Source organism: Campylobacter corcagiensis (assembly GCF_013201645.1).
GTDB classification, from domain to species: domain Bacteria; phylum Campylobacterota; class Campylobacteria; order Campylobacterales; family Campylobacteraceae; genus Campylobacter_B; species Campylobacter_B corcagiensis.
The window spans coordinates 1,312,987-1,339,780 of sequence record NZ_CP053842.1; the positions used below are offsets into that span (position 1 = coordinate 1,312,987).

The 26,794-nt window shown below is 28.1% G+C and carries 28 protein-coding genes; 3 read left to right on the forward strand and 25 right to left on the reverse strand.

Going from position 1 to position 26,794, the window contains the following annotated elements:
- Window positions 1-2 precede the first annotated feature (2 nt).
- The 13 genes from CCORG_RS06760 to CCORG_RS06820 all read right to left on the reverse strand — a co-directional run bounded on the left by CCORG_RS06760 (window position 3) and on the right by CCORG_RS06820 (window position 10,482).
- A complete protein-coding gene (locus CCORG_RS06760) occupies window positions 3-191 on the reverse strand; it encodes a hypothetical protein (protein WP_025803829.1) in 189 nt (62 codons plus the stop codon).
- 85 nt (window positions 192-276) lie between these two features.
- Window positions 277-462, reverse strand: coding sequence for a hypothetical protein (locus CCORG_RS06765; protein ID WP_025803830.1), 186 nt, complete (start codon window positions 460-462; stop codon window positions 277-279).
- A gap of 16 nt (window positions 463-478) precedes the next feature.
- Window positions 479-808: a DUF4406 domain-containing protein gene (locus CCORG_RS06770; RefSeq protein WP_025803831.1), complete on the reverse strand. Its 330-nt coding sequence runs from the start codon at window positions 806-808 to the stop codon at window positions 479-481.
- Window positions 809-841: 33 nt separating this feature from the next.
- The gene (locus CCORG_RS06775) at window positions 842-2,725 is read right to left on the reverse strand and encodes a type IV secretory system conjugative DNA transfer family protein (protein WP_232088121.1); all 1,884 of its coding nucleotides are present in this window, start codon (window positions 2,723-2,725) and stop codon (window positions 842-844) included.
- Entirely contained in the window at window positions 2,706-3,122 is a 417-nt protein-coding gene (mobC, locus tag CCORG_RS06780) for a plasmid mobilization relaxosome protein MobC (RefSeq protein WP_025803832.1), read from the reverse strand. The genes CCORG_RS06775 and mobC overlap by 20 nt, the downstream gene beginning before the upstream one ends.
- A complete protein-coding gene (locus CCORG_RS06785) occupies window positions 3,119-4,063 on the reverse strand; it encodes an ATPase, T2SS/T4P/T4SS family (protein ID WP_025803833.1) in 945 nt (314 codons plus the stop codon). Before CCORG_RS06785 ends, mobC begins: the two co-directional genes overlap by 4 nt.
- Entirely contained in the window at window positions 4,056-4,268 is a 213-nt protein-coding gene (locus tag CCORG_RS06790) for a hypothetical protein (protein ID WP_025803834.1), read from the reverse strand. Before CCORG_RS06790 ends, CCORG_RS06785 begins: the two co-directional genes overlap by 8 nt.
- Before the next feature lie 22 nt (window positions 4,269-4,290).
- Window positions 4,291-5,421, reverse strand: coding sequence for a DNA type IV secretion system protein ComB10 (locus CCORG_RS06795; RefSeq protein ID WP_025803835.1), 1,131 nt, complete (start codon window positions 5,419-5,421; stop codon window positions 4,291-4,293).
- Complete coding sequence (locus CCORG_RS06800) at window positions 5,422-6,663, reverse strand: TrbG/VirB9 family P-type conjugative transfer protein (protein WP_025803836.1); 1,242 nt, start codon at window positions 6,661-6,663, stop codon at window positions 5,422-5,424.
- Entirely contained in the window at window positions 6,660-7,307 is a 648-nt protein-coding gene (locus CCORG_RS06805; protein WP_025803837.1) for a VirB8 family type IV secretion system protein, read from the reverse strand. Before CCORG_RS06805 ends, CCORG_RS06800 begins: the two co-directional genes overlap by 4 nt.
- 138 nt (window positions 7,308-7,445) lie before the next feature.
- Window positions 7,446-9,929 carry a VirB4 family type IV secretion/conjugal transfer ATPase gene (locus CCORG_RS06810; protein ID WP_034971836.1) on the reverse strand — a complete coding sequence of 828 codons (2,484 nt, stop codon included), beginning with the start codon at window positions 9,927-9,929 and terminating at the stop codon, window positions 7,446-7,448.
- Window positions 9,930-9,937: 8 nt separating this feature from the next.
- The gene (locus tag CCORG_RS06815) at window positions 9,938-10,180 is read right to left on the reverse strand and encodes a hypothetical protein (RefSeq protein ID WP_024962960.1); all 243 of its coding nucleotides are present in this window, start codon (window positions 10,178-10,180) and stop codon (window positions 9,938-9,940) included.
- Window positions 10,181-10,191: 11 nt separating this feature from the next.
- Window positions 10,192-10,482, reverse strand: a complete 291-nt coding sequence (locus CCORG_RS06820; protein ID WP_320153889.1) for a hypothetical protein — start codon at window positions 10,480-10,482, stop codon at window positions 10,192-10,194.
- Between the two features lie 645 nt (window positions 10,483-11,127).
- Between CCORG_RS06820 and CCORG_RS06825 the strand changes: the two genes are divergently transcribed.
- Entirely contained in the window at window positions 11,128-12,750 is a 1,623-nt protein-coding gene (locus tag CCORG_RS06825) for a relaxase/mobilization nuclease domain-containing protein (RefSeq protein ID WP_025803839.1), read from the forward strand.
- A gap of 12 nt (window positions 12,751-12,762) precedes the next feature.
- Here the strand turns inward: CCORG_RS06825 and CCORG_RS06830 are convergent, their stop codons facing one another.
- From CCORG_RS06830 to CCORG_RS06880, 11 genes are all read right to left on the reverse strand, one after another.
- On the reverse strand, window positions 12,763-13,320 hold the full coding sequence (locus tag CCORG_RS06830) for a HepT-like ribonuclease domain-containing protein (protein ID WP_025803840.1): 558 nt from the start codon (window positions 13,318-13,320) through the stop codon (window positions 12,763-12,765).
- A complete protein-coding gene (locus tag CCORG_RS06835) occupies window positions 13,313-13,633 on the reverse strand; it encodes a nucleotidyltransferase family protein (RefSeq protein WP_025803841.1) in 321 nt (106 codons plus the stop codon). Before CCORG_RS06835 ends, CCORG_RS06830 begins: the two co-directional genes overlap by 8 nt.
- Before the next feature lie 36 nt (window positions 13,634-13,669).
- The gene (locus CCORG_RS06840; RefSeq protein ID WP_025803842.1) at window positions 13,670-14,104 is read right to left on the reverse strand and encodes a hypothetical protein; all 435 of its coding nucleotides are present in this window, start codon (window positions 14,102-14,104) and stop codon (window positions 13,670-13,672) included.
- A 546-nt stretch (window positions 14,105-14,650) separates the two neighbouring features.
- Window positions 14,651-14,908: a hypothetical protein gene (locus tag CCORG_RS06845; protein ID WP_025802916.1), complete on the reverse strand. Its 258-nt coding sequence runs from the start codon at window positions 14,906-14,908 to the stop codon at window positions 14,651-14,653.
- Between the two features lie 117 nt (window positions 14,909-15,025).
- Window positions 15,026-16,852 (reverse strand): toprim domain-containing protein, encoded by a 1,827-nt coding sequence (locus tag CCORG_RS06850; protein WP_025802915.1) that lies wholly within the window; start codon window positions 16,850-16,852, stop codon window positions 15,026-15,028.
- Between the two features lie 3 nt (window positions 16,853-16,855).
- The gene (locus tag CCORG_RS06855; protein WP_025802914.1) at window positions 16,856-17,212 is read right to left on the reverse strand and encodes a hypothetical protein; all 357 of its coding nucleotides are present in this window, start codon (window positions 17,210-17,212) and stop codon (window positions 16,856-16,858) included.
- A 4-nt stretch (window positions 17,213-17,216) separates the two neighbouring features.
- On the reverse strand, window positions 17,217-17,921 hold the full coding sequence (locus CCORG_RS06860) for a TrbM/KikA/MpfK family conjugal transfer protein (protein ID WP_025802913.1): 705 nt from the start codon (window positions 17,919-17,921) through the stop codon (window positions 17,217-17,219).
- 33 nt (window positions 17,922-17,954) lie between these two features.
- Window positions 17,955-18,422 (reverse strand): single-stranded DNA-binding protein, encoded by a 468-nt coding sequence (ssb, locus tag CCORG_RS06865; RefSeq protein WP_025802912.1) that lies wholly within the window; start codon window positions 18,420-18,422, stop codon window positions 17,955-17,957.
- Between the two features lie 13 nt (window positions 18,423-18,435).
- Window positions 18,436-19,431, reverse strand: a complete 996-nt coding sequence (locus CCORG_RS06870; protein ID WP_025802911.1) for a type IV secretion system protein — start codon at window positions 19,429-19,431, stop codon at window positions 18,436-18,438.
- Complete coding sequence (locus tag CCORG_RS06875; RefSeq protein WP_025802910.1) at window positions 19,428-20,072, reverse strand: hypothetical protein; 645 nt, start codon at window positions 20,070-20,072, stop codon at window positions 19,428-19,430. The genes CCORG_RS06870 and CCORG_RS06875 overlap by 4 nt, the downstream gene beginning before the upstream one ends.
- A 1-nt stretch (window position 20,073) precedes the next feature.
- A complete protein-coding gene (locus CCORG_RS06880; protein WP_025802909.1) occupies window positions 20,074-21,204 on the reverse strand; it encodes a coiled-coil domain-containing protein in 1,131 nt (376 codons plus the stop codon).
- A gap of 923 nt (window positions 21,205-22,127) precedes the next feature.
- Here CCORG_RS06880 and CCORG_RS06885 point away from each other — a divergent pair.
- Window positions 22,128-23,285: a tyrosine-type recombinase/integrase gene (locus tag CCORG_RS06885; protein WP_025802908.1), complete on the forward strand. Its 1,158-nt coding sequence runs from the start codon at window positions 22,128-22,130 to the stop codon at window positions 23,283-23,285.
- Window positions 23,286-23,798: 513 nt separating this feature from the next.
- Here CCORG_RS06885 and CCORG_RS06890 read toward each other — a convergent pair.
- Window positions 23,799-25,151, reverse strand: coding sequence for an ankyrin repeat domain-containing protein (locus CCORG_RS06890; protein ID WP_232088120.1), 1,353 nt, complete (start codon window positions 25,149-25,151; stop codon window positions 23,799-23,801).
- 270 nt (window positions 25,152-25,421) lie between these two features.
- Here CCORG_RS06890 and CCORG_RS06895 point away from each other — a divergent pair, with 270 nt between their 5' ends.
- On the forward strand, window positions 25,422-26,723 hold the full coding sequence (locus tag CCORG_RS06895; protein WP_025802906.1) for an HlyD family type I secretion periplasmic adaptor subunit: 1,302 nt from the start codon (window positions 25,422-25,424) through the stop codon (window positions 26,721-26,723).
- Window positions 26,724-26,794: the final 71 nt, after the last annotated feature.

Here is a 26,794-nt window from a genome sequence, read left to right on the forward strand (position 1 = left end):
GGCTATGAGTCTGTGTTGGGTTCGTCGTAATCTTCTAAGCTTTGATTGGTTTTATTTAAATAATCCCACTCTTTGCTCTCTTCATCGCTGATTTCAAACTCACCATCTTCACTTTCTTCAAATTCCTTAGCAAGATGTTTTTCATACTCTTTGTATGCTTTTTCTTGCTCTAGTTTTTCTTTGTAAGTCATCTCTTACTCCTTAGGATAGATTTTAGAGTTTTTAGACTCTAATCTAAATTTTAAATTTTGTATTAAAACTTAGATTAGAGTATTTTTACTCTTTTGTTTTATTTTCTAAGCACTCTAATGCATAAATAACATTATCAATCGCCATGTCCATAAGCTGATAGTCATCTTTGTTTTTAAATTTTAAATTTCTTAGTTCATTTATTTCCTTATAAATTTCAATAAATAAACTTTCAATTTGACTATCTAAAATGTTTTTAATTTGTGTTGTCATTATTTGCCCCTTTTCTCTAAATTTCACTTATTATTTTTATGCTATTATTCTTTGCATACTCCATCTCAGCTTTTATACCATCGCTATTTTTACTTTGTATTAAATTTGGTATATATATGATGTTGCACATACTTAATTCTTTAAAGCATAAATTCATCACTTCATCTCTTGGCATATCCTTATGCTCTTTACCAAATTCAATCACTGGACTAAAAAATATATAATCATCACCACTAAATCTATTCTTTGCCTTTTTTATCCCTTTTTTGGCTTCATTTATAACTTCATCTAGGCTAAAACCTTTTTTTAGCATTGCTTCGTAAGGTGAGGCTATATAAATTCGCATATTAATCCCTTTCTACTTTAATTTTTAAAGCTTTTAATAGCTCATCTCTTTGCACTTTTTTTCATCTACTTGGGTTGGCTTATTTTGTGCTACTTCTTCGTTTTGTGAGCTTATGGTTTCTTTTTCTGTCTCTTCTTTTTTGGTTGATTCGTTTTTGCTTTCTTCTTGTGGCGTTTCTTGATTTGTTTGGACTACTTTTATCCCATCAGCTCCATCCCATTGTTTTATCAAAAACCAATAAGGAACTTTTGCTTTTATTGGGAGTTTAAAAAAGCTTTTTACCAGTATTAAAATATCGCTACTATCTTGATTTTTTAAGTCTTGGGCTGTAACCAGCTTTTTACCTTCTTTGCTTTTTGAAATACTACTTTTAAACAGATCCATATTTCCTTGAGATTTGCTAATTTTTATATTAGTATAATCGCCTATTAATTTACTTGTATCTTCTGCATCTTTATCACTATTCATATTAAAAATAACTTGATATCCACTATTGTTTCTTACGATGTTCATATCATCTTCGCCGTAATATTTTTTGATTTGTTCATAGCTTTGAGTTACAAATACTGGAAGTAATCCATAGCTTCTGCATAGTGCAGGTGCTTCTAGTAAAAATGGCATTTTTCCAAATCTTACAAATTCATCTAAAAAGCAGTATATAAATTTATTAGGATCTTTATTTTCTTGTCCACTCATTAATTTTTTAAATAGTGTTTCTATAAAAATTCTAATTAATGGAGCTAAGATTTCCATATCTTCTGTTTGAACTACAACATACATTGAAAGCCTTTTTTCTCTTAAATCTTCAAAGGCAAAACTCATCTTACTTGTTGCACTTGCTACTTGTGGATTACTAAAAACTTTCATAAATGTGTCATATGTTGATTTAATACTAGCAAACTCATTTTCTGCAGCTTTTGAATAAGCTCTTGCTTGATTTCTTGTGGTTTCATCTATGCTTTCATCGAAGCTAGTTTGCTTTAACCAAATTTTAAAGGTATCTACATCATAATCTCGCTCTCTATCTTTTGTTGGATCATCTTCATCTATTTCTTTCATGGCTTCTTCGCCAAACTTTTCGTCAAGATAATCATAATAATCAGCTTTTGGAGCTTGTGCGAGTTGGGCTAGTGTGGTATGCTTATTTTTTTGCATAAAATACTCAGCAAAAAATACAAACATGGTTTTTGCAGATACTACCCAGTGATCATTTTCTTTCCCTTTTTCTCCTACGAAGATTGTAGATGCTATTTGCTCTGCTAATTTTTTTATATGGATGTATTGCATATCTTTTACAATTGAGTTATCAAATGGATTAAAAAATAGTGTATTATCCCAACTAAAAGGGGAGAAAAGCTGAATTTCGTTATTAAAGTATTTTTGTCTATACCCAGCTGTGTTTTCATATAACTCGCCTTTAATATCAAGTACCAAGCATGAATTTTCAACACTTAATAAATTCGGAATAATCATACCTGCAGTTTTACCTGAACCAGGAGGTGCGACTACTAGTGTTGATAGAGGCTGGGTTGCTCTTATAAATTTAGGATTTTCACTTTTTATATCCATACATCCAAGCACTAGCCCTTTATCATAGTTTATTTTCATTTTTTCGAAGTCATTTGGTGTAGCAAATCTAGCTGAGCCGTAGTTTTCATTGTCTGTTAAATATGGCATCATCCACCATACCACGCATATTAAAAACGGAGCTATCAACATTGAGAGTGCAACATATGCTTTTAATTTAAGCATTGGCTCTCCAATATTATTTAAAATTTTAAGGGCTACTATTGGGACATATTTTAGATCTGGGTTAAAAATAATTTTAACCATAGCTAAATATACAACTATGCCCATAATGATTGATGTAATAAAAATGACTATCCACTTTTTAGTGCTAAATTTCTGCTCGTCCATCATCTTCCCTTTCTTCTACTTTACTTGGGGTTTTTGTATGTTCTACATTAATTTCAATTTTTAGTGTTTTTACTTTCTCGCTTAATTCTTCAATCTTTTTAATTAGTTCTATTATGCTTTTTTCTAGATCTGTTTTTGCTTCTTCGTGTCTTATTATGTTTGCGTTTAAGTGATAGGCTATTTGGTTTATATTTGTTCCAATATGGGTAAATTCTTTTAAATATCCACTTATTATTTTGTTATTTGCTTCTATCTCTTTTAAATTCTCTATGTACTTATAAGTTTGGAGTAATTTTCTAACAACTGCGGATCTGCTTTGATTTCGCTCTTTTGCTAATCTTCTTAAGATTCTATCATCAGCTTGGGTTAGATATATAGCATGTCTTGTTCTTATCATGCACCAATCCTTTTTAAATCTTGTTTTAAATTTAAAATATCAGTTACTACTCTTGTATTTTTAACCCTAGCTATTTGTATAATATAATCTATTGCAGTTTCTATTAGGCTATCAATCATTTTATCATCTACGCTTGATAATCCACCACCTAGTATTATGTTTGTTTTTATAGCCTTTATTGCATCTCTTGGACTATTTGCATGTAGTGTGCTTAAATTTCCAGCGTGTCCTGTGTTATTCACTCTTAAAAATGAAAAAGTGTTTCTGATGTCAATTTCTCCTAAGAATAGTCTATCAGGTCTTAATCTCATAGCATTATCTATTGCTATTTGATAGCTATAAATTTCATTTGCTATTTTTGGAACTGCAAGTTGAGTTTTGTTTATATTTTCTACTTTTAACTCTTGACTATCTTCAATTGTTACTACTCTTTCATTTGGATCAATTTCACACATAAGCGAGTTTAAAAAGCTTGTTTTTCCACTTCCTGTTCCACCACTTAAAAGTACATTTTTCTTTTGTCTAATTAGCTCTTTTATTTTTTCATAATCCCATCCATCATTTTTTACTTTCTCGCTTAGGATAAAACTTTCTAATTTAAAATTTTCTTTACTTGGTATTCTTATGCATATTGCTATTTCACTATTGAATAGACTTGATTTATGTTGGGCTTGAACTCTATATCTTAAAAATGGATTAGGTAGTTCGCATGAGAGATGGCAATGTGTTTCATCAAATCTTTGATTTCTTCTTGTTGCAAGTTCTACTAGGAAATTATTTAGAAATTTTAAGTTAAGTTTTGGATCATTTACTATTTCCCAGTGGTCACCATAGTCTATATTTATTTCGCAAGGCTTATTAAAAATAAGCTCATTTGCTTTTAAATTTAGATATGGCTTTAATACTCCTAGTATATTATTAAGGATTACACTCTCACTCATTTGATTGCTCTTTTTCTTGGATTGGTTCTGTTAGCTTTTCTTTTTCAATAATCAAATTCTCAAGCTTGGTTTTTTCTTTATTATATGTTGTTTCTGCCTTTTTTGTAGCTTTTAGCTGGGTTGCTATTTTACTTAACACCTTGTCGTATGCTTTTTTGTTTTCTATTTCTTTTTCTATTTTGTTTTGTAAATCTTCAAATTGCATTTTTATTTCCTTTTGTTTTTTATTACTCTTCAAAGTATTTCATCAATACTTCTCCGTTTTTTGGTTTGCTAAACCACATATGATTTGTTGGCACTAAAAATACCCTACTACCACTTTGGATTTCAATTGTTGGTTTTATTTTGCTTTGTTGTTGTATCATGTCTTGGACTACTGTTCCTATATCGCTTCTTGAGTCTGAGTATATCTCTTGCGTATAAGAACTACCACCTTTATCAACCTTTGAAGCAATTACCAAAAGCAGTGCGTTTGTAAGTGTTGAGATTGTATAAGGTATGCCATATCTCTCCCAGTATTTATTGTTTACTGCCCCTATTGCTCCTGTCATTCCCATATTATCTGCTACTAATGCGTCTGTTAGTAAGATGTTAACACCTTGCGGTGTAATTATCTCTCTCCATCTAATTTCTAGTCTTTCGTGTCCTATTTCTGTATTGTTTTCATAAAAGCCTATAGCCTTACTTCCACGAGGTATCAATACAGCTCTACCCATAGTTGCATATATGTCTTGCTCTATTTGAGCAGTTACTATTCCGCTTAAATCACTACTTATAGCTGTTGTTAAAATTGCAGGTATCATTCGTCCAGCTCTTATTGTTCTGTATAGTCTATGTTCATTTGTGCTTATATCTATGCTTTGCTGATTAGAAAAGCCATCTACTCCATACTTAGAAGACGCTTGATCTGCATTTTTGATTTCATTGTTTCTATTGGCTAAAATTTGAGCTCTTAGTAGTCTTCTCATCTTGTTTTCGTATGCAGTTTGACTATCTATTTGCATAGATTGTTTTAAATTTGCTTGTTTTTCTATTAGCTCTTCTTCTTTTTCTTTAGCTCTTTGTGCCATTTGCTCTTGTTCGTTTGCTATTTGCTCTACTGATTTTGCGGCTTGTGGTAATTCATCTGCTTTTTGTTTTAAAATTTTGGTTAAATCTTGGCTTTCTTGGTTTGGTTTTCTCTTTCCAGCTTTATAAATATAATCATCAACTGGAAATTTTGAATTTTCAAAAAGATGGTTTAAGTCTTTTTCATTTTGTAAATTTCTTATTTGCTCATCACTTAGCTCTTCTGCAAAAAGGGGAAGAGATAACAAGATAAAAATGCTAAAAAACAGCCAATTTTTTCCCTTTTTCATCTAAAATCCCCTTAATTTTTTAATAGCTTCTTTTTGTTTTTCTTTGTTTGGTGTTAAAAAATTATCGTTTTTATTTTGGTTTGCTCTATTTAAGTTTTTTCTTATTTCCTTACGCTCTTTTTCTATTTTTGTTTCCTTTCGTCCTACACATATATAACTTTTTCCACTTTTAATTGTAAATCTAGGGCTTACTGTTTCAGCTACTATGTAATCTCCTATTACTCTTGTTTCTACTGGGCTATCTTGCAGATCAATTACTGCAAAAATTGCAGGAATTTGAGGCATTTCGTCTTTTGGGTATTTAAAATATGTAAATTTTTTATCATCAAAAATTTCAGCTGATAATAGCCACTCATTCTCTTTTTCGGCTTTTTGTACATATCCGCTATAAATATCGCTTTTTTTGATTTTAAGCTCTGCTATTCCATCTTTTATGATTTTATACTCATTACTTTCTTTTTCTATTTTTGCCTGTTTTATTCTTCTTGTCTCTTCATCTTTTATATATATTACAAAGTTTGGATCATTTGAATTTCTGTAATCTGTTGAAAACAGATAAAATGTATGAATTTTTCCATCTCTTGTAAAAAGTGTTAGACTTGTATCAATACCTATTAATTGTGGGATTATTGCTATTGCTTCTTCTTTGTTTGGCACAATTTCAGCTTTAAAGCCTGTTTTATCTCCAAGTATATAGTTTTCTATTGGGCTTTCAAATATAATCGTTGTTGCCATTGCGTGGCGTGTTCTTATTTTATGTGTTTTATTTGGTGTATAGTTTATTATAGATGTATTTTCATATCCACTATATTTTTTTGAGTGAAATTTCTTTTGTAGTGCTTTTAAGTCTTGAGTTCTTATTGCACTTTGCATTAGTTCTAACTCTTCTTTTCCATACTCTCTAGGTGGGGTTGCAACTGAGTTTTCAAAGTCTATATACTCTTCTTTTGGGATTTGTGAGTTTTCTTTTAAATTTGTTATTTGAGAATGCTCTTCTTTACCAAATAGCCCCAAAGGATTAACACCTACACTTTTTTGAACATTTTTATTTATATCTTTTGTTTTGTCATTAAATATGTTTTCTCCCATTCCTGCTTGTGTGTTTTGTTGCTCACCTACAAGCTCTTGAGTTTGCTTCATGATAGCTTTAACTTCATTGATTTGTTCTTGACTTAGCCCTTGAGCATTTAAATTTAAAGCTATAACTATAAATGTCATGAGTGATAATTTAACTATTCTCATTTTTTACTCTCTTCCATTATTTGCGTAACTCTATATTGACTAACTTTAAAACCTGTTGGATTTTGTATATTGTCCTTAAAATTTCCACTTTGATTTTCAAAGTCATACTCTATTGCACTTCTATACTTCCTATATGTCTTTTCAGTTTCTGATGGATTTGTGATTATTGCTTGAAAGTCAACCGTTGCTACTGTTTGGCTTAAAAGCGATACATTGATAATTTGAATATCCCTATAATAGTTTTTTGTGGTATAAATTGAACTTGGATCGGCTACTAGTGTTTGAAATGCTTCCCATACCTGTCTGCTACTTTGAACTCTTATTTCGTTGTATCTTTCTATATCATCGATTCTATTTATCATCTCCCTATTTTTTACATATCCAGCAAGAATGCTTTTTAATAGCTGTTCATCGCTTCTCACATTGAGATTTGTATCGCTCATTGTTACAAACCTGGAGTCTGCTTCACTAAATTTTAAAAGCACAGGTTTTGTCTCTTTTAGTGGTGTTAATAGTGCTATGGCAATTGATAGGCTTACACTCACTACTGATAGAGCAATTATGATGTAAAACATATATGCTTTTATATTTCGCTCCATTTTAAAAATAAAATTTGGGTCTACTTTTTTATCATCAAATGCCATTTTAAATCCTATTTTGAAAAATCACAATAAGCACAAGGGCTTATCTTTTCTATCTTGCTTGGCTTATTGGCACATCCGCTCATAAGCAGCATTAAAAACGCCATAACAACTACAATTCTACTCATTCTTTACCCCTTTTTAACTTGATTGTTCTAAGTATATTTTTCGCCAATGTTTTGGACTTTCTTCTTTAAGTTTTCTTATTAAAATTACATTATTTTTACTTGATGAGAATGCTTTTATATACTTACCAAGTCTTGATAAATCTATATTTAGCTTTGCACTTTCGTTTCTTAATTTCATATTTAAAAGAACTTCTCTTGAATTTGAGCTACTTTCATTTAAAAATTTAATCTCTGTTGGTGCTAGTCCTAGCATATTTTGCATTTCAGCTTGTGCTTCTGCATTATTTGTTGGAAAAATAATAAAATTTGCAATGTTATCTAAAAACGACGAGCCATTATCAATTTGATTAAATAGGCTTAAACTTTGAAAGCCCATGCACATTACTCCGCCTATTTTTCTAACTTCTAGTATGCTTTCAAGTATTTTTTCTCTCATTGTCTCATCTTGCAAATAATCTTTTAATTCATCTATAAAACAAAAAAAGCCCTTATCGCTGTTTTTGGCTTGATTTTTAAGCTTATGAAATATATAAATCGCTGTTAGGGCTGATATTTTTTTATTGGTTAGTATTCCGTCCATGTTTAAGACTGATAGCTGTTTGGTAAAATTTAGGGCATCTTCTTTGTTATCAAATATTGAGTCTTTATAGTTATCAAATCTTGTTTTTAGTCTTGATTTTCCATCACCATCAACTGGAAGTGAGTCGATAAAATCACTAAGAGTTATAATTTGATCTGACTCTTTCATTTCGTATAGCCTATCTACTGTGCTATTTATATCTTTTTTTTCATCATGCTCTTCAGGTTTAATTTCAGCCATAAATTTAAGCCATGTTTTTAAAAATTCTCTGTTTTCATTAGTGTCTTGAAGCGTGAATGGATTTAGTTTAAAGCTTTTACTCTCACTATCATGGTATTCTCCATCCATATAATTTGTAAAATTATTCATACCACGAAGCTTATCCATCGCAAAAATATTTATTGGATATTTAAATAAATTCGTCATTAAAAACTCAGCCAGTGTTGTTTTTCCCTTTCCAGTTCCGCCCATTATCATTGTATGTCCTGCTGGTTTGTCTCCGTCTGGCTGGAAGTGAAAATTGAATAAAAATGGCGTTCCATTGATATGTTTAAATGTAGTTACTGCTTCATCTCCCCAATCATTTTTATTAAAACCTGTTACTTCATTTTCAAAATTTGCTATTGTGGATAAATTGCTTATGTTTAAAGTCTTTTTTCTTGCATTTAAATTTCCCCTGCTAGGGAAAAAGCTAAAATATAAAGCCTTTTGATTGATAGTTTCTCTTACAACATTTAGTCCTTGATTTTCAAGTATGTTTTTTAATTCATTAGTTTTGTTTTCTAATTCTTTTAAATCATCGGCTAAGGAGTACACAGAAAAGCTTGTTTGAACAAGGTTTTCTCTATCTGCTTGAACTAGCTCCATTAGCTCATCAAGTTCTGCTTTTACTAGATCAACTGAGAATGTTTTTGTATCTTTTATTTTTTTAATTGCTTTTCTTTTCTCATAAGCTTTTAAATAAACCATTACCATAAATTCATTATCGCTCTTGATTAAATTTGTTGTAATTAGTGATTTTATTTGTTCTGTTTCATAAGCCTTTACACTTATAAACCTTGCGTATTTTACCGAACCATCATTTCTATAAAATTTTATATAATCTTTTTTAAATTCCACATATGAGCTTATATAACAATCTGTAATTAATTCGTTTGTGTATCTTAAGTTTGTATCTTTTGCGTTTGAGTACGTGGCATAAAAATTTAAAATTTCATCAGCACTCATTTGGCGTGGGCTATAAATTGATAAATAATTATTTATGTTTAAAAGTGTTTCATTTAATAGCTCCATTTTTTGCTTTAAATTTACACTCTCACTACTTTCACCATTTTCTTCAACAGTCATCTTTGTTTTAAAACTTTCAAGTACTCCTGTTATGTTTTTTGTGACTGTTGAGATAATCAAAAAATATCTGATAGAATAAATATCTTGATCTCTTTCCCATTTTTCTATTATCTCTTTTGCATATGGATTTATGTCTCTATCTTTTATCTTTTCTATCTGTTTTTTGTCTTTTTTAATTATTAGGTTAATTTCTACATCATTTTTTAGTGTCGTAAAAAACATTACACGATTAAGTAGATAATCAGTCTCATCATCTAAGCTAATTCCAGCATAACTTGTCCCCTTTAACTCTACTGCTATGCAAACATTTCCATCTTTTGTGATTATTACATCATCACCATATTTACAAGCAATATTATTTTCTTTTGCAAGTGTATAAATTTCAGGTTCTTTAAGCATAATTAATTTATCTGCTTTTTTATTTAAAAGATTGATTTTTAATAAATTTTCATCTGATTTTTTGAGATTATCTTTTATATCAGTTTCATTGCTGTTTATCTCTTTTAATATCTTTTCTTTTTGTTTTTTGTTTTTCCAGTCTTTTATTACATCAATTATTCCACGAGCCATGACTTAACCTATGCGTAAAATTTATTTTGAGGTATTTTCATTTTTGAGCCGATTATCTCATAGATATCTTCATCAAAAAATTCTAAAACAAAAAAGAAGCAATAAGCAATTGCTACAGCAACTAATGAATATAAAATAAGAATAAACCAAGCTATAAACCCAAATATTATTAAAATAAATAAGCTTGTAGTTGTTAGTCCTGCTATTTTTGTTTTTTTAGTTAGATCCATATAGCAATTAGTTACTATCATTTTTTATTCTTTTACATTGCAGCTGCAGATAGTCCGTAAACAATACCAATAATTACTAATGCACCAAAGATAAGCTTTGCATGATTTTTTAGAGCTTCAACATTAAAAAATGCAGTTAAAAGCAATATAATTATCCAAAGCACACCAAAGACAATTGATACTGTATTGATTATACTCGCTAGGCTACTACCTGCTTCTGTGATTTGTTCGTTTGCGGAAGTTGTTAGCGTCTTTAAAATATTTGTACCGCCACCACCTGCTGGAGCACTAAAAAGAAATACAGGAGAGCAAATTAAAAACAAATACAGCCTTTTAATTATTTTTAACATTTTTTTCCTTTAAATTTAAATTTTAATTAGCACTATATCAAATTCATTAAAGGGACATTTTGTAATTTAAATTTTTAAAAGTGTGATTTAATCGTTGTTTCAAAGATTGCTTTTATTTTTATTTAAGATTTCATTTACTTTTTAATTTTTTTGATTTAATTAGCTTATCGATGTTTGCTTGAAGTTTTTTAAAAATTTTCCTTTTACAAAATGTTCCGATACAATTTTTCATATTTTTTAATTTTTTTCTTACTTTTTTTATTTTACTTAGTTTTAAATTTTTTCTCATATTTTATTTTTTTTCATATCTTTTCAATTTTTCATAGCTCTTTTAAAGTTTTTACAAATATATTTTTGTTTTTTCTAATTTTTTTTAAAAATACTTTGATTGCTTAAAAATAAAAAGCACAACTTTTTATTTTATTTTTGAAATTTGCTAAAATTTCAAAAATCAGTCATAAATGCCTATTTTTAGGCGTTTATGCTAAAAAGCGACATACAAAGGGGGTTATCCTGCCTTACTTCTGCTTTTATCTTTTTTTAACTTTTTCTACGCTAACATTTTTTACAAATAAATTTTTTGTTTCAAATTTTTATTTTTATTTTTTGGAGAATTTTTTGAGTAGTATTGATTGGAATAAATATTTTGATGAGTTAAAAGCTATAAGAGCTGGTCGGACTAAATTTACAAAATCTGAACATAAAAATGTTTCTTTTGGAAGTGGTGGAGGATTTTCTAGAACTCATATTAATTTTTCAAAAAATAAATTTTCTAAACAATCTGTTTTGAAAATGATTTCAAATTTACCACAAACTTCTATAAAAAGATGCATTGATTATGCTTTAAAAAATTCACTTGATGGATATGCTATAAATGAAAAAGGGGAGAGAGTAAGCAGTGATGAAGTTATGGCTGAATGGAAAAAAGATTTTGGAAAAAATCAACACTCAAAAGATGCATGGCATTTAATGTTTTCTATAAAAGAGTCTTGCAGTGATGAACAAACTTTAAAGGCTTTACAAGATAGCGTTAAAAATGTGCTTGGAACAAATTTTGCAGGTCATAAGTATGCTTTTGTAGCTCACACTCATCAAAACAATCCCCATGTGCATGTTGTTTTAAATAAAAGAAATCAATTTACAAATAAAAAAATTCACTTTAATTCAAAAAGTGAGATTATGGATTTTTTTGATGATACTAGGACTAATTTTGCCTATGCTTTATCTATTCGTGGATTAAATTATGAAAATAAAAATTTCTTACAAAAAGATTTAAAGCGTGAGTTTAATAATATAAAATCTAATATTAAGCTTGAAGTTGATGACTATACTGCAAAGGATAAAATAAACGATTACTATGATAAAATGCAGGGTATTAATAAAGAGAAATATAAAATCTCGTCTAGCCGTATTGAAGCTATGAATGATGAGCTTGAAAAACTTAAAAAAGCCAATAAAGAGCTTTTAAATTTATTTTTACAATACTCTAAAAAAAGAAATAAAAAAGCCTTTAAACTCGCTAAGGAACTTAAAGCTAGTAATAAAGAAATTAAAGATAAACAAAATAAAATTTTAGCTGAGATTAAAAAAATAAAAAATATATCATTTGAAGCTACTAGGCTTAATGAGATGAAGCTTGAAAATTATAAAGATAGATCAAACGCTCTTACTTTACTTGAAAATTTTAACCGCAACTATAACCAGCTCCATCCTAAAAACCGAGGTGCAAGTAAGGCTGATTTTGAAAATTATAAAAAAGTTAGAAGGGCTATTTCTGTGCTTCGCAATAAAAAAGATGATGATGCTATAAAATACTTTGATGATAGCTTGATTATTACTCGTATGCTAGGTTCTAATGAAAGCCTTTTTAAGCTTGGTAAAAAGCTTGAAATTTTGGATAAAAATTTATATATTTTAGAGCATTCAGATCTTGGAGAAAATGAAAAAAAAGAATTTAAAAAAAGACTAAATGATAATAAAGAATTTATCACTAATGTGTGCGAGAAGAGGTTTGAATACACTGCTAAAAGGCTTTTAAAAAGCCAAAAGTTAAAAGGGGATGAGTTTTTGTTTAAAGAGTATTTTCATGGTGTAAAACTGCTTAATAAAGAGCCTAATGAAATGCTTTTAAAGATAAAAAAAGAAGCTGATTTACAGGCTAGATTTAGCCGCAATATAAAAAGAGATAAATCAAAAAATAAAAGTAGAACTGAAATTAAGAGAGATATTGGAAGGGAGTAGTTTTTCTCCCTTTTATCTTTGATTTTCTTTTGAATTTTTCTTAATAATATTTTTTATTTTATCGTTATATGGCTTATCTAGTTCAATTTTATACTCTTGTAGTTTTTCATACTCTTTTTTTATGTTTTTTATAAGATCTGTCTTTGCTTGTGGCATTAAAACATCTTGTTTTTTAGTAAAATAATCAATATTTTTCTCTAAATTTTTGCATAGCTCTTTTTTTGTTTCTTTTAAAACTTCTTGTATGCTTTCTTTGAGTTTCGGAAGATTTACTTCTATAGCATTTTTTACAAATTGATTTTTTATATTATCGTAGTTATGTGAAGACCAGTTTCTAACCTGCCTTAATCCTTTTAATTCATCTTTATCAAATTTACTTAAAATTTCGTATTCTTGGTCTTTTTCTAGCTTTTCAAATTGTTGATGAATTACATCTAAATGCTTCATTATTGCTGGTTTTGCCAACAATTCATCTTCTAAAGCTTTATCAACTCCTTTTAGCTCACATATTTCTTCTATTTCTTCTATTTTTTGAATTGCTCTATCTAGTCTTGTAATGCCTTTAGACATAAATTGCTCCTTTTACGATTTTGTCTTCTTTTATCTCTTTTTCTGAATAAAAATCACACATATCTACAGATTTATTAAATTTTTTTGAAATTTTTATTCTTAAATCTTCTAAATAATTAATTGCCTTAAAAGCAGTTAGTCTTTCTAAAAACTCTTTTTTGTCTGCTAAGATAACTATATCTATATCTGAATATTCATCAGCATAATCCTTAGCATAGCTCCCAAATAAGCCTATCTCTTTGATGCCATCTTTTTGAAGGCGTGGTTTTATTTCTGATAGATATTTTAATATGTCTTTTTTTGTTAAAATCATATTTTATCCTTTGCTTATTCTATTCATAGATTAAAACTATTTTCCATTTGGTACCACTATTATATGCTCAGGATCGCATTCAAATTTTCCATATTTTGAGCATTTTATTTCATATACAGAACCTACTTTTTTATTATTTTTATCCACTACCACGACTACAATTGCTTGGTCGCCTATTAACTTGCCTTCTTGTTTCCACGCTGTAAACTTTCCAAATGCAGCGTCTGATGTGTAATTTTTCCAATTTTCACCATTAAATAGCGTCTGCACATGATAAAATTCAAAATCTTTATTTGTAACCTTTTCTTTTAATTTATTAATCATAGCATCGTAATTTTCTTGCTTTATGGTTGGATTTATATTCTCTAACTTTACAAGTCCGACATCTTTAGACTCTTGTTCCTTGTTACATCCTGTCATAAATAACCCTGTTAAAATAAATATACCTACAAAGCACATATTTTTTTTCATTTTTATTTCCTATTGTTAAAATTATATAAAATTATAGCAACTTATAGCTTAAATGTAGTTTATTTTAAGTGTATTTGTAGTGTATATTTAAGTATATATTTAGTAAATTATAAGTATAGATTTTAGTTTATTTTAAGTGTATTTGTAGTGTATATGTAGTTTATTTACATTTTTTATATATTTCTATCTATTTGCCATATAGATTATATTTTTAGGAACATTTTGTAATTTTTTCAATTTATTAAATCACTTGTAAAGCACGATAAAAAGGGGATAAAAGCCTATTTATTAAAACTTAATTATATCTTAAAGTTAAAAAACCAATCATTTTATATAACAATTATCTTATCTTCTGTTTCTTTCTCCCTTTTTTGAATTTTATATACTTAAATTTACTACTAAATCTTGTATTTTTTATTAAAATAAGTTTATTATTAGTGTATAGTTAGTTTTAATTTTGAGTTTTTTGTTAGTTTAAAATGAGTTTATTTATGAGTTTATTTGAAGTTAGAATCTAGTTTGTTTTTAGTTGTTTTTTATTTTCTTTTACTTTTTATTTTTATGTGTTTCTCTTTTTTCTATCTCTTCATATAATGGAATTAGTATTTCTTCGGCTATGCCCTTAAATTCAAATCCTATTGTGTGTAAATAATAAGCCATAAGTTCAAGTGATTTTTTTAAATATTTTAGCTCTTTAGTTTCTATATTGCTAAGCTCTATTGGATCTAGTGGAAGAGGTGATTCTTTTATAAGCTCTGTAATGATTTCATATGCTCGTTCAAATTTATTATAACTTTTATCCATTTAAGTTTCCTTTTTCTTAATTTGTTCTTTTAAATTTGTTGTATTTTGGCTAATTTTTAGCTATAATATGAATGCACAAAAATCCACAAGCGTTGGGATTTTCCTAACGCTCTTATTTTATATATTTCTTGAATATTCGTTACTTATTTTGTTTTCTAAAAGTTTTAATCTTTTAAAGCAATCTCTCATACCTGCTATAGGTTGTATTTTTGGTGCAATATCTTTAAATTTAGGGATGTTATATCCAAACAATTCTTTTACCCTTTCATGTTTGGCTTGTGGCTCTAAAAATTCGTACTTTTTTGATAAGTACTCAACCTTTTTACTAAAATCATTTAATGGCTTTGTAAGGCTTTCTTTGGTGATTTCATTGGCTTTTAGCCCTAATGCTTTACCTATCACTAAATCATCGCTAAAATCCTTTAAAATAGCTTTGTCAGTGGTGGCTCTAGGGATTATTTCTTTTGCTATTACATCAAATTCTTTCCCTTTTTTGTCATTATCAAAGCCTAGGATAATATTTGCATTTACTGCTTTTTCATTTAAAAATTTAAACACTTCTTTTTGGCTACTCGTTATTTGACCATTTGTTGAACATAATAAAGTCTCTTTTAAATTTAAACCTTTTAATTCGCAGTATGATAAAGTATCTATCATGCTCTCGCAAATAACTATATTTTTAAAATCTTTTAAATTTTTTTGCGAACCATTGGCTTTTAAAATTTCTAATCCTTTGTTTCCATTACAAAGCTGTTTAATTGGTTTGTCATATTGCTTTCCTTGCGTATCTTGCATTAAAGGCTTTGATAGGTAGCTTATGCTTCCTGATTGTGTTAAAAGCTGAATTTCGCCATCCTTGCGTGAATGATTCTTGCATATATAACTTGGAACTACTGCGTTACCGTATTTGTTATCTTGCTTTAAATCATTAAATTCTTTTAAAATTTCAGGACTTATTTTTCTTGCTGTAGTTAAAAATGAATTTTCTGCTATTTGTTCTAAATTTTTATAGTTTTCTATTGCTTTTCTACTACTTTGAGATATTGTTGTTATTGGCTCTATACTGCTTTTTAACTTATTTATATCTATATTTTCACTACTTAGTAGATCGTTTGCTTTTATGCCACGATTTTTTGTAAAATTATATATATTTCCCCTATCGCTGTCATCGTTGGGGTTAAAATACAGATAATGTCCATTTGATTGTCTTGATACTATAATTGTATCGTCTTGGTCGTTTGTAAGTGTTTTATAGTTACGACTACTTTTGTTTCTTTTTTCGTAGTATCCATTTTTTATTAAAATTTCATCTAGTGGTAGCTCTATTAAATTTTGTTTGTTTGGTTGTATTTCTGCCTTATTGATATTTATTTCTTTGCTTTTTACTTCTTCTTTTTTTATGCTATTTAATTCTTTCTCAACTAATGGTATATATTTGTCAATATTTTTTATAAAATTATCTACTTCTTTTGTAACATTTTGATAATTTATTTTATCTATTTCGTTTTTGTGAAATGTTAAATTTTTAAGTGTTATTGTTTCATCATCTCCTTGTCTTTGTGAGCCAATTTTTCCATCTTTAAATTGATACTTTGAAGAAAGGGGAAGTATATTAATTGTTAGTTCATCTTTGTCTTTGCTTACTTCTAAACTGCACATATTTTTATACAGGGCTAATTGCAGGTTTTTAACACTATCTGTTTTAGTAATAGCACTTAAAGTCTCTTTTAAAGCATTTTCTGCTTTATTTTCATTGACATTTTTGTATATGTATTCTGGAAATTTGTTTATCGCTTCCCAGCCCCTTGTCGTATTGTAAATATTTGAATAAAATATCCCTACATAATCTTGATCTACTTCTTTTTGGGATTTGGGTTTTTTTGCTTTGATTTCCTGTAGTGTTTTAATTTGTCCTTTGAGTTTTTCTTCCCTTTCTTTTTGCATTTTTTATTCCTTGTTGATTACTTCCCAAGCCTTTGCGTAAATCGTATCCCACACATAGAGTGTATATAGCACTTCATCATTTTTATATTTTTCTATAAGTTCATCAATTTCTTTAAATTTGCCATTAAAAATATCAGTAAATTTTTCATTGCTATAGTGTGCTTTATAATAAGTTACAGCTCCACCGTGCATTTTAAAATTATCAAAATTTTCTAAAACTATGGGTGTAAATTTATCAGCTTTAGATTTTTCTATAATGTCTAAAGTATCTATAACTTCATATTCAGCTAAAAAGTCAGAAAAATCGTCTATGATTTCTTTTTCTACTTCAATGATTATTGGAGGATATAATGAACTCATCTTTTTAATCCTTATTTATCCAACAATCTTTTTTAATTTCATCAAATTTATAAAAACTATTACAAAAATTCATATTTTTATTTCTTCTACAAAATTTACTATTGTTAGCATATGAGCTTATATTAGTAGCTCCTTTTGCTTTTAGCTTTTTAAATTCATCTTCTGATATTTTTATGTTTGTTTTTCCATGATTCCACTCATTTTCGCTATACCATCTTGTAGTGCCACAAGTATTTACTGGTCGGATATTTGTATATGAGTGAGCTATTAATGCTTCACATCCTGTTGGCATTTTTGTTGCTGGTCTATACTCATACTCTACACATCTGCAACGTCTTTCGCCACAATTTTCTTTTACACATTTTGTTTCGGGATGATCGTTAATGTAATCTGCGGTGCATTTTCTAGCGTCTACATTTGGAAGTACATTATCTCTTAAATCAGCAAAGACTGGATCTTTTTCATCAGCTCCATCTACTGGGCAAAGTCTTAAAAAATTTCTTCTAGCATTTACAGTGTCACTCCATTTTCTGTGTTTTATACTAAAATATCTATTAATGCTTGGACTACATTCTCCTGGTCTTGTGCTACTACTTAGGCATAAAATTGCTTCACAAGCAAGTTTGGTATCACCTGTTAGCATATCCCCAGCACTTAGGCTACTTGCTAGAATTAAAGCTGAAGTCATGGTTAAAATTTTCTTTTTCATTATTGCTCCTTTAAATACTTTGTATTGCATTTCTTAAAAATTATTCTGCTCTTCTATAAAATCATTATTACAAATTTCTTGGTCTAAGGCAGGTTCTAAATTTCCATAGCTTGTATTTTTAGCTTGTCTATTATTTGCCACACTCTCATCTGTATCAACTCTTACTTCTTCCTTTTCCCTTTTATTGTTTAGCCAATAAAACTCTTTAACATTAACACCCCATGTATATCTAGTAACTCCATTACTATCAACATAATCATCGGTATATAGCTCTCCTGAGCATAAAAATTGAGATCCTTTTTTAAAGTACTGATTTGCAACTTCGGCAGTTCTACCAAATAGCTTTATTGGTATCCACTCAGTTCGTTCTTTTTCTTGCCCCATATTGTCTTTAAATCTCTTACTTATTGCAAGTGAATTTATGCCTACTGCATTGCCAAGTTTGCTGTATCTTAATTCAAAATCTCGCCCTAAATATCCACATAGTTGTACTTTATTCATTCTTTTTCCCTTTTTAATTATCTTTTTTAAAGATGAATTTTGGTAGTCCTAGTTCATCTTTTGGAAGCTGTTTTGTTGTTGGCTCAAATAGTGTGTCATTTCGTTTATGTTCCACTACAGTTTGATTAAAACTAGCTTCATCTATATTTTTAAAGCTATTTTGTTCATTTAATTGCCTACTTGCTGTTGCCATAGTGCTTGTATAGTTAATATTAAGTTCGTATTGGTGTTGTAAATTTTCTAAAATTTTAAGTAATATTGAATTTGTAAGTGCTTGGGCTTGTTTTTGATTATTTGCCTTGCTTAGCTGGGTAGCTAAATTTTTAAGGTCATTTTGCATACTTGCTTTTGAGTATCTGTTCGTTTTATCTGCGTTGTTAAAAGTGTCTTCAAAAGCTAGGAGAGTGTTTGTCTTTTCTATATTGCTTCTTTCTTGCAAAAATCTTTCAGCATTTTTTATATTTGCTATTTGAGCTTTGTAGTTTGCTCTTTCTATTGGATCAAGTGATGCATTCATCTTTTGCGTAATTTCTTCTATGCTTTTGCTTACATTTGCCCCATTTCTTAATGCAAATGTGCATTGGTTGACTTTGTCTTTTATCTTTGAGCTTGTTGTTTTTACAGTGTGACCAAAGAACTGGCTATTTGTTTCTAAAAATGAACAAGCAGTCTTAACTCTTGCAATATCGCCCATAATGTCTTCAGGAATGTTTTGTACGCTACTGTATATGTTTTTCATATCATCTATCATCTTTGTTGCATCACCTAAAATTTGATTAACATCATTCATATCAACTCCAAATTCTTTCATCTGTTTTTCAAAATTTAGAGTATCTTTAACCATCTGCTCATATTGTTTGATTTGTTCTGAATAGTCCTTTAAGGATTGGGTATAGCTCGTAACAGCTTGAGCTATCGCAGCAACATCAATCGTTGGTATTCCACCTGCATTTGCACCATTTAAAAAAAGTACCGATGCTGTGGCGATAGATAGCATTACTTTTTTCATATTTCTCTCCCTTTTTCTTTGTATTTATTGTTTTCTTGATTTTTTAAATGTATTTCTATGCTTTTTTCTAGTTTTTCTATAGTTTCTGGGTAGTTTTTATAAAATCTTTCTTTATTGATTTCTTTTCCTGAAGTTTCTAATTTTAAATAACCTTGTTTATCTGTTTTTGTGAATGCTTTGCTTTCTTCAAGCTCTATAAAATTTTTTAAAAGACTTGATCCGCTTCTTTCTGATGGGTTTCTTTTAAATTCATCTATTTTTTCTTTTGTATCTCTAAAAAAGGATAATTCTGTCTTCATAGATGAGAACTCATCATCTAGTTTTTTATAGAGATCTCTGTTTTCTTTTCTAAATTTGTCATATAGTTTTTCATCATCTTTGTGTGGAATTAGTATTTTTTCGTTAGTGTCTTCATCTCTTTCCCATTTTCCCATACTATCTTGTTTTTTTGATTGCTCTATCATTTGATTTGCGTTATTTGTGTATTTTTGTGATTTATCTTTATCATAATCATAAGCTACTGCTAAGCCTTGATTTAACTCTATATATTCTTTTCTTAAAGTTAAAAAATCATCTTTAACTATCTTTTGACTTTCTTCTAGTATTTTTTCAACTGCATCTCTTTGTTGTTTTGGTGTCATTTTATAACTCCCTTTCTAGCGATCTATCTTTTTCTTGATCTTTTGTTTTATTTAGTGTTTTATTGAGTATGTTTTCTTTTTCTTTTTCTAGTGTTTTACTTACTTTTTTATGCATTTTTGGATATGTATTTTTAAAATTTGGAGTTTCTTTTTCTATGCCATCCATCATTTTTTTAAGTTTTTGATATCCATCTAGGTCTAATTCTTTATTTTTTGTCAACTTATCATATGTTGTGCTTAGTTTTGCAAAATTTGAGCGTTCTTTTTCCATTTCATCCAATCCGCCCTTTACTTTTTTTCTTTCATCATAAACTTCTTTTACTAAATCACTCACAACATCTTTAAATTTTGGACTATCAAAAGCAAGTTCTAGTTTTTCTGCTCTTTGTCTATTTTTAGTTTCGCTTTCTTCCTTGCCTTGTTTGAGCATTATTTCTAAGCTTCTATCCATTTCTTGAAGTGCTGTTATAACTCCAGTAATTCCATTGCTGTTCATAAGATTATCAATTGATTTTTGGAAATTTGCTTCAAGTCTTGATTGTTTGTCTTTTAAATCTTCTAGTTCTTTTTCGTGTTGCAGCTCTAGTTCATCGGCTTTTTTATTCCAATCAATTTGCTCGGCTTCTTTTGTCTTATCTTCTTTTGGTATTTCTTGGTTTTGTTCCTTGTCTTCAGTCTTTTGCTCTTGTTTTTCTTTAATTTCTTTTTCTTTTGCTTTTATCTGCTCTTCAACTTGTTCTTTTTCTTTTAAAATATCTAAGCTTTCTTTTAAAACTTCGTTACTTTCTACTTCGTTTATGCTATCTCTTACTTTATCTCTTGTTATTCTTGGATTTTTAATCTCATTTAGCTCATCTTGTCTATCTTTTATCTGCTCATTAATTTCTAATTTTTCACTTAAAATTTCCAAAGCTTCTTTTGTATCTTTGTTTAAATTTTCATTTGAGCGATTAAAACTCTTCTGTGCTTGTTTTTCTTTTTCTTCGTTTTCTTCAAGCTCTGATTTTTGTGTATTATTTTGCTGAATATTTTGTGTATTGTATTTTTTTGTAGATGGCTCTTTTGCTACCATTTCTTGCTCTTTTAAATATCCCCATTCTTCTAATTGTTCCTGAGTTAAATCTTCAGCCATTTTTTTCTCCTAATTATTAAATATCTAATAGCATATATAATTATTACTACACTTAGCATTCTATCCTTAAAAAAATTTAAACTTGCTTTAAAAAGTGGCATACAAAAAATACAAAAATAGCTAAATTTATAAAAAACGCTTTTAAATGCTCTACAATCAATTTTATTCTTTTTTTGAGTATTTACTTGAATTAATTTTTTAAAGCTGTTTTTACCCCCTTTAAATTAATCAAATCTTGTTTAAATCTCAAAAAATAGACCTGCTATTTAATTTTTTAAAATTTTGCTCTAAAATATAAATTATAAGTTTTAGTTATATATAATTAATAAAAATTTAAGAATTGCTCTAAAATGCTTAAACTAATCTTAAATAAAAAATTCCACTTAATATTATAATTTTTTAAAAAATCAGCTCCTGAACTATAACTTACGATAAGAATTTAAAAATTTCTAAATTTACAATTAAAAAATATAATCTTAAAATTTTTTAAAATCACATTGAATTTTTTTTTTTTTTGAATTTTAAATTTTAAAAAATTCTCAACCACTTCTTTCCCTTTTTATATTGTTTTTTATATAAGTAGGTAGGGTCGGAACATTTTGTAAAAACTTAAACTTTTTAATTAGTTTTTGCTTAATGCTTTTTATTGCCTATTTATCGCAATCTAATATATTTTAAACCATATTAAACTTAAATTAAAAATTCTATTTATCGGAACATTTTGTAAAGCTTAGGCTAAATTTAGCTCATTTTTTATTATTTTTATGATTATAACCTTTGTGTATTGGTTATTTAAGCTTCAAAGGGCTATTTTACTCTTATTTGGAAAACTTATAATAAAATATTAATTTATTTTTTTAAGACTTTATTTATATTAATTAGTAATAATGGCTTTATTTATGAAATTTTGCTAAAATATTTTTATGAAAAATTTAGAAAAAAATAAAAATATATATCTTCATAAAGGTAGATTTTATATTGATTGTCAAAAAGATGGCGTTAGGATACGCCGTTCTACTGGTCTTAAAAAATCAGCTCTAGCTTTTAATTTCATTCGCCAAAATTACGAGATGTTTCTTGGCTCTCGTGCAGATATAGAACAAGCTCAGCGTGAATATTATAAGCTTGAGGACGAACAGGTTGATCGTAGGCTAAGAAAAGGGGAGGAAAGCACTAAATCTATAAAAAATACGAGTGAATTTAGCTTTGATAGTGTTATTGATAAAGTCTTGCAAGAGAAATCATTTTTAAAGGATAAAACTGTTAATTTTTATCGTACGATGAGTAATGTGGTTAGTGATTTTTTGGAAAATAAGGATATTTATTATTTATCTGACTTTGAAAGGCATCACAGCGTTGAATTTGTGCAGTATTGCAAGGATAGGGGCTTAAAAGAGAGCTCTATTGGTGGCTATTGCTCTTTTTTTAAGATGCTATTTCGTTATGCTGTTAATAATGATTTAATCCCTAAAAATCCATTTTTTATTCCTAGGTTTAAACAAAAATACGAGCCACAAGAGGCTGATAAATTTGTGCCATTTAATCTTGATGAGATTTTGACTCTTATTAGAAATGCTGATGATGAAGAGCTTAGGTTATTTTTAGTTGTTGCGTTCTTTACTGGTGCTAGGACTGGTGAGATTTTTGCTCTTACTTACGCTGATCTTGATTTTAAAAATAGACAAATTCGTATCAATAAAACTCTTTCTGATTTAGGTGTTGTCGATTCACCTAAAACTAAATCAAGCAATAGAATTATTGATATGCTTGATATTGTATATAAAGAGCTTATAAAACTTGATAGTACTAATAAAAATGAACAAATTTTCAAGCTGTCTCGCTCTATGATTAGAGTCAAATTCAACAATTTACAAGAAAAACTTGGCTATAATAAGCGTAGGCTTTATGATACTCGTCACTCTTTTGCTTCTGTGATGCTAAGTCGTGGTGAAGAGCCTATGTGGGTTGGTTGCAAAATGATGGGGCATAAGGATTTAAATGAAACTTATCGCTCTTATGCCAAATATCTACCCAAGGAAGTTAAAAAAAGAGCTACTTTTTTAAATAATGTTGTCATATAAAATTTAAAATTTAGACATATTTTTAAGAAAGTATGCTATAATGTGGATAAATTTAATTAAAAATAGAATACTTTTACAGCTTTAAGTGTATTTATAGCCCCATTTATTGGCTATATAGCTTATTAAATTAAGTTTTGTCTTGTTGTAATTAACTCTTCATAGGAAGCTTTTTAGCTTTTCAATTTATTTTTTAGTTTTATAGCTTAATTGTCTTAATAACACGAAAAGTCATTTTCTTATAATAAGGAGCTCAATGTATAGGTAGGGTGCAGTGAAATATGATATAATCAGCAAAATAAAGGAGCTAAATTCTAAATTTGATTGATGGTTAAATTTGGTGTTTTAAGTATTTTACATCTTTTCATCTTAAAGATGATTATTACTAATAGGTTTTAATCCCTTTTTCACGATATATTTTATTTAGTCTAGTATTAAACTCTACTAGTTTTTATTTTTCCACTTTTGCTTATTAAATGTTGCTTCACTCATTGTTTATCCTTTTTAATTTTTAATTCAGTTTTTAGATTTATCTTTGTCAAGATAAATCACCTTATTTGGATTATCTCTATTGTAGTATACAAATCCACTAACTTCTTTTATTTTACTTATCCAGTTTTTATAGTTTATAACTTCTTTTGTTGATTTAAATGTACTATTTTCATCAGGACAAAATTCATTGTAAGCCTTTAGTGTTTTTGGTCTAAATCTATTGTATTCTTCTTTTGAAATAGGTATTGCTTTTGACTCTTCTTTTCTATATTGTTTTAATCTTTCAATAGCCATAAAATTTCCATAATACAAATCGTAATCGTCTTTGACAAAATTGATTTTGTTTTGGTAACACTCATCATACTCTTTTTTCATTAGCTCTTTTGATGGTTGTCCTGAGATATTGTGTTCTAGGAGTAAATTTAGCATTGGTTCGTGGTTTGGGATATCTTCTAGGGGTTTATATAAACTATGATCATAGCGTAATTCATCCATAGAAAGATTATAGTCAAACATTTCACGCTTTGATTGTTTTGTAGTTTCCATTATATCATCAATATCTTCTTTTGTAAAAATATCATTTATGGAATTTCCAACTTCTACTTGGTCGTATTCATTTATATGATTATAAGTGTATGGTTTATAACCACTATCTAATGCTAATTTTGCAATTTCATAAGAGTTACTATAAACTAAATAGTCAAAAACATAAACTGCTGGTTTAGAATGGTCGTGATTGAACTCTATATCTTTATAGATAATTTCAACATTATCACCATCTATTATTAATTTTTCAATATTGTAATAATTTGGTAAATTTGTTAAATAATATTGTATAACTTTTGATTCTTCAAATTTAATCCCATTATTAAGTAAAATTTTAACTACTCCTATACTATTCATAGATAAAGCATAAGCAAAAGGGTTTAAACCTTGCTCATCTTTAGCTCTGATATTTGCACCAAGATTAATTAACTCTTTTGTTGTGTTTTTATCTCCCCAAAAGCTAGCATACATTAATGGCGTAACTCCACCATACAGTCTATAATCAACACTAATATTATTATCTTTCATAAAAGATAAAATTTTATTTGTATTTTTTGACTTAAGAAGTTTTTTAAGCTCTATATCTTTAAGTGGCTCTTCAACTATATTTGGCTTTGAGTTATAATCTATATCCCAGTATCTAAATCCAAAGCTATTAATTTCATCTTGAGTTACATACTTTGAAATTTCAGATCCTGGTTTGATGACAGTATCAGCTGTAACTGTGAAGTGTGATTTATTATTATCATCACAAGATGAAAGTATTAGTGTTAATATTATTAAGTTTATAAATTTAAGTGAGTTTATTGAGTTTGTAAAGATTTGTTTCAAATTTTAGTCCTTAATAGTAATGTATAAATTTGTATATGATACAAATTTATAACTTTTGAAATTATAAATCTTTTTAGTTATATTTTGATTACTTATTGTTAATATTTTTATATTTTTTGTAAATTTGTATCTTTTCCATAGAAATTTCTAAATAAACTAAAAATAGCGTCTTATATTTAAGGTAAATAAGTTAAAATTTAATAAACATTATGTTACATATTAATAATTTAATAATGGTGGATATTTTAACCACTTGTAAAATAGGAATTTATGTTTAAAATATTTAAAAAATTTAGTGATGATTCTTATGAGTTTAAACCATTACTTATTGAGATAGAAGATAAACCAGTTAATCCCCTTGGTAAAAGCATACTTTGGATAGTAGTAGCTATAATTGTTTTTGGAACTTTGTGGTTATTTTTAGCTAAAGTTGATGTTGTAGTTAGTGCAAGAGGTAAGGTAATACCAAGTGGAGAGATAAAGATATTAAAACCACTTGAAAATGGCATTGTTTCAAAAATATTCATTAAAGAAGGAGACAGGGTTGATAAAAACACTACTCTTATGCAAATAGACCCAACTGTAAGTGAAGTAAGTCTTAGCGTAAAAGAGTTAGAACTACAAACACTTAATATGAGTATAGAAAGATTATTAGCTTTAAGCTATGATGAAAATCTTACTACTCCTTTAAATAAATATGAACAAAGCCTTTATTTAAACCAAAAAAATAGCTATTTAAATTCAATCTTACAGTATAATCTAAAAGTTGATCAATTAATTTCAAATTTAAAAGCTATAAACTCTGAAATATTAAATTTAGAACTTCTTTTTAAAAGCTTAAAAGATAGAGTAAGTAGATTAGAAAAAGTTAAAGATATAATAGCTTATAAAGAGTATGAATCTGCTAAAAACGAACTAAATGATATAAAAAACAAACTCGCAGTTGCAAATGAGAATAAAAGCCAAACTACAAAGAAAATTGATGAATTAAAAAGGGAAATTTTAGTTTTTAAAGAGAGCACCAAATCAAAATATCTAGACGAATTAGTAACTAAACAAAAACAAGCAGGTGATTTAAAAGCTCAAATTAATGCTTTAAAATTTCAAGGTAAAAACCAACTTATAAAATCTCCTGTTAAAGGCTATGTTGGAAAGCTAATGGTAAATACCGAAGGTGGCGTGGTAACTACAAGTGAGACGCTTTTATCAATAATACCTTCTAATACACCTTTAATAATAAAAGCTACGGTTTTAAATAAAGATATAGGCTTTCTTAAACTAGATCAAGATGTAGCCATTAAGGTAGATACATTTAATTTTCAAAAGTATGGAAAATTAAATGGCAAGATAATTCATATAGCAAATGATGCTATAAAAGATGAAAATTTAGGTGAGATATATGAAGTAAAAATTAGTCTTGATAAAACTAATCTTATGGTTGAGGGTGAATTAAAAGATATTGAACCAGGAATGAGTGTAACAGCTGAGATTAAAACAGGCAAAAGAAGAGTAATAGAGCTATTTATTTACCCGCTTATAAAATACCTTGATGAAGGATTAAGTGTGAGATGAGAGATTTGGGCAAATATAAATTTAAATGTAAATTTAAGTATAAATTTAAAAGTAAAAATATAGCTATGTTT

What these genes read in the sequence shown, in the direction of transcription:
- CCORG_RS06760 (WP_025803829.1), bottom strand. Translation starts at nt 191, where the DNA reads ATGACTTACAAAGAAAAACTAGAGCAAGAAAAAGCATACAAAGAGTAT.
- CCORG_RS06765 (WP_025803830.1), bottom strand. Translation starts at nt 462, where the DNA reads ATGACAACACAAATTAAAAACATTTTAGATAGTCAAATTGAAAGTTTA.
- CCORG_RS06770 (WP_025803831.1), bottom strand. Translation starts at nt 808, where the DNA reads ATGCGAATTTATATAGCCTCACCTTACGAAGCAATGCTAAAAAAAGGT.
- CCORG_RS06775 (WP_232088121.1), bottom strand. Translation starts at nt 2,725, where the DNA reads ATGGACGAGCAGAAATTTAGCACTAAAAAGTGGATAGTCATTTTTATT.
- mobC (WP_025803832.1), bottom strand. Translation starts at nt 3,122, where the DNA reads ATGATAAGAACAAGACATGCTATATATCTAACCCAAGCTGATGATAGA.
- CCORG_RS06785 (WP_025803833.1), bottom strand. Translation starts at nt 4,063, where the DNA reads ATGAGTGAGAGTGTAATCCTTAATAATATACTAGGAGTATTAAAGCCA.
- CCORG_RS06790 (WP_025803834.1), bottom strand. Translation starts at nt 4,268, where the DNA reads ATGCAATTTGAAGATTTACAAAACAAAATAGAAAAAGAAATAGAAAAC.
- CCORG_RS06795 (WP_025803835.1), bottom strand. Translation starts at nt 5,421, where the DNA reads ATGAAAAAGGGAAAAAATTGGCTGTTTTTTAGCATTTTTATCTTGTTA.
- CCORG_RS06800 (WP_025803836.1), bottom strand. Translation starts at nt 6,663, where the DNA reads ATGAGAATAGTTAAATTATCACTCATGACATTTATAGTTATAGCTTTA.
- CCORG_RS06805 (WP_025803837.1), bottom strand. Translation starts at nt 7,307, where the DNA reads ATGGCATTTGATGATAAAAAAGTAGACCCAAATTTTATTTTTAAAATG.
- CCORG_RS06810 (WP_034971836.1), bottom strand. Translation starts at nt 9,929, where the DNA reads ATGGCTCGTGGAATAATTGATGTAATAAAAGACTGGAAAAACAAAAAA.
- CCORG_RS06815 (WP_024962960.1), bottom strand. Translation starts at nt 10,180, where the DNA reads ATGATAGTAACTAATTGCTATATGGATCTAACTAAAAAAACAAAAATA.
- CCORG_RS06830 (WP_025803840.1), bottom strand. Translation starts at nt 13,320, where the DNA reads ATGTCTAAAGGCATTACAAGACTAGATAGAGCAATTCAAAAAATAGAA.
- CCORG_RS06835 (WP_025803841.1), bottom strand. Translation starts at nt 13,633, where the DNA reads ATGATTTTAACAAAAAAAGACATATTAAAATATCTATCAGAAATAAAA.
- CCORG_RS06840 (WP_025803842.1), bottom strand. Translation starts at nt 14,104, where the DNA reads ATGAAAAAAAATATGTGCTTTGTAGGTATATTTATTTTAACAGGGTTA.
- CCORG_RS06845 (WP_025802916.1), bottom strand. Translation starts at nt 14,908, where the DNA reads ATGGATAAAAGTTATAATAAATTTGAACGAGCATATGAAATCATTACA.
- CCORG_RS06850 (WP_025802915.1), bottom strand. Translation starts at nt 16,852, where the DNA reads ATGCAAAAAGAAAGGGAAGAAAAACTCAAAGGACAAATTAAAACACTA.
- CCORG_RS06855 (WP_025802914.1), bottom strand. Translation starts at nt 17,212, where the DNA reads ATGAGTTCATTATATCCTCCAATAATCATTGAAGTAGAAAAAGAAATC.
- CCORG_RS06860 (WP_025802913.1), bottom strand. Translation starts at nt 17,921, where the DNA reads ATGAAAAAGAAAATTTTAACCATGACTTCAGCTTTAATTCTAGCAAGT.
- ssb (WP_025802912.1), bottom strand. Translation starts at nt 18,422, where the DNA reads ATGAATAAAGTACAACTATGTGGATATTTAGGGCGAGATTTTGAATTA.
- CCORG_RS06870 (WP_025802911.1), bottom strand. Translation starts at nt 19,431, where the DNA reads ATGAAAAAAGTAATGCTATCTATCGCCACAGCATCGGTACTTTTTTTA.
- CCORG_RS06875 (WP_025802910.1), bottom strand. Translation starts at nt 20,072, where the DNA reads ATGACACCAAAACAACAAAGAGATGCAGTTGAAAAAATACTAGAAGAA.
- CCORG_RS06880 (WP_025802909.1), bottom strand. Translation starts at nt 21,204, where the DNA reads ATGGCTGAAGATTTAACTCAGGAACAATTAGAAGAATGGGGATATTTA.
- CCORG_RS06885 (WP_025802908.1), top strand. Translation starts at nt 22,128, where the DNA reads ATGAAAAATTTAGAAAAAAATAAAAATATATATCTTCATAAAGGTAGA.
- CCORG_RS06895 (WP_025802906.1), top strand. Translation starts at nt 25,422, where the DNA reads ATGTTTAAAATATTTAAAAAATTTAGTGATGATTCTTATGAGTTTAAA.